The 1,925-nt window shown below is 58.0% G+C and carries 1 rRNA gene; it reads right to left on the bottom strand.

The window, feature by feature from the left end:
* Positions 1-1,854: ribosomal RNA gene (locus tag DEP02_RS07870) — 23S ribosomal RNA — on the bottom strand; the annotation flags it as partial.
* Between the last annotated feature and the right edge of the window lie 71 nt (positions 1,855-1,925).

Genomic DNA, 1,925 nt, shown 5'->3' with positions numbered 1-1,925 from the left:
CTCCAGCCCCAGGATGCGACGAGCCGACATCGAGGTGCCAAACCATCCCGTCGATATGGACTCTTGGGGAAGATCAGCCTGTTATCCCCGGGGTACCTTTTATCCGTTGAGCGACGGCGCTTCCACAAGCCACCGCCGGATCACTAGTCCCGACTTTCGTCCCTGCTCGACCCGTCGGTCTCACAGTCAAGCTCCCTTGTGCACTTACACTCACCACCTGATTGCCAACCAGGCTGAGGGAACCTTTGGGCGCCTCCGTTACCCTTTAGGAGGCAACCGCCCCAGTTAAACTACCCATCAGACACTGTCCCTGATCCGGATCACGGACCCAGGTTAGACATCCAGCACGACCAGACTGGTATTTCAACGACGACTCCACCACCACTGGCGTGACGGCTTCACGGTCTCCCAGCTATCCTACACAAGCCGAACCGAACACCAATATCAAACTGTAGTAAAGGTCCCGGGGTCTTTCCGTCCTGCTGCGCGAAACGAGCATCTTTACTCGTAGTGCAATTTCACCGGGCCTATGGTTGAGACAGCCGAGAAGTCGTTACGCCATTCGTGCAGGTCGGAACTTACCCGACAAGGAATTTCGCTACCTTAGGATGGTTATAGTTACCACCGCCGTTTACTGGCGCTTAAGTTCTCAGCGTCGCCCCACCGAAATGGAGCTAACCGGTCCCCTTAACGTTCCAGCACCGGGCAGGCGTCAGTCCGTATACCTCGCCTTACGGCTTCGCACGGACCTGTGTTTTTAGTAAACAGTCGCTTCTCGCTGGTCTCTGCGGCCGCCCCCAGCTCGGGGTGCAAGACCCGTCACCGGAAGCGGCCCCCCTTCTCCCGAAGTTACGGGGGCATTTTGCCGAGTTCCTTAACCATAGTTCACCCGAACGCCTCGGTATTCTCTACCTGACCACCTGAGTCGGTTTGGGGTACGGGCCGCCGTGCAACTCGCTAGAGGCTTTTCTCGACAGCATAGGATCATCCACTTCGCCGTGGAGGGCTCGATGTCTGTCGCGGCACGGCGGGTACCGGAATATCAACCGGTTGTCCATCGACTACGCCTGTCGGCCTCGCCTTAGGTCCCGACTTACCCTGGGCAGATCAACTTGACCCAGGAACCCTTGGTCAATCGGCGCACACGTTTCCCACGTGTGAATCGCTACTCATGCCTGCATTCTCACTGATATCGCAATGACACGACTTCGGCGGTACGCTTGAGCCCCGCTACATTGTCGGCGCGGAATCACTAGACCAGTGAGCTATTACGCACTCTTTCAAGGATGGCTGCTTCTGAGCCAACCTCCTGGTTGTCTGAGCGACTCCACATCCTTTCCCACTTAGCGTACGCTTGGGGGCCTTAGTCGATGCTCTGGGCTGTTTCCCTCTCGACCATGGAGCTTATCCCCCACGGTCTCACTGCCGCGCTCTCACTTGCCGGCATTCGGAGTTTGGCTAAGGTCAGTAACCCGGTAGGGCCCATCGCCTATCCAGTGCTCTACCTCCGGCAAGAAACACGCGACGCTGCACCTAAATGCATTTCGGGGAGAACCAGCTATCACGGAGTTTGATTGGCCTTTCACCCCTAACCACAGGTCATCCCCCAGGTTTTCAACCCTGGTGGGTTCGGTCCTCCACGAAGTCTTACCTCCGCTTCAACCTGCCCATGGCTAGATCACTCCGCTTCGGGTCTTGAGCGTGCTACTGAAACCGCCCTGTTCGGACTCGCTTTCTGACGTTTCGGCTACGGGGGTCTTACCCTCTGCGCCGGACCTTTCGCATGTCCTTCGCCTACGCCAACGGTTTCTGACTCGCCGACCAGCCGGCAGACTGGTCACAAGAGATCCCACAACCCCGCCTGCGCAACCCCTGCCGGGTCTTGCACGCCTGCGGTTTGGCCTCATCCGGTTTCGCTCGCCACT

It is taken from the genome of Streptomyces triticisoli, from assembly GCF_003270085.1.
GTDB classification, from domain to species: Bacteria; Actinomycetota; Actinomycetes; order Streptomycetales; family Streptomycetaceae; genus Streptomyces; species Streptomyces triticisoli.
Note: the sequence above shows the minus strand (reverse complement) of the source record. Positions and strands in the feature narration are given on the sequence as shown.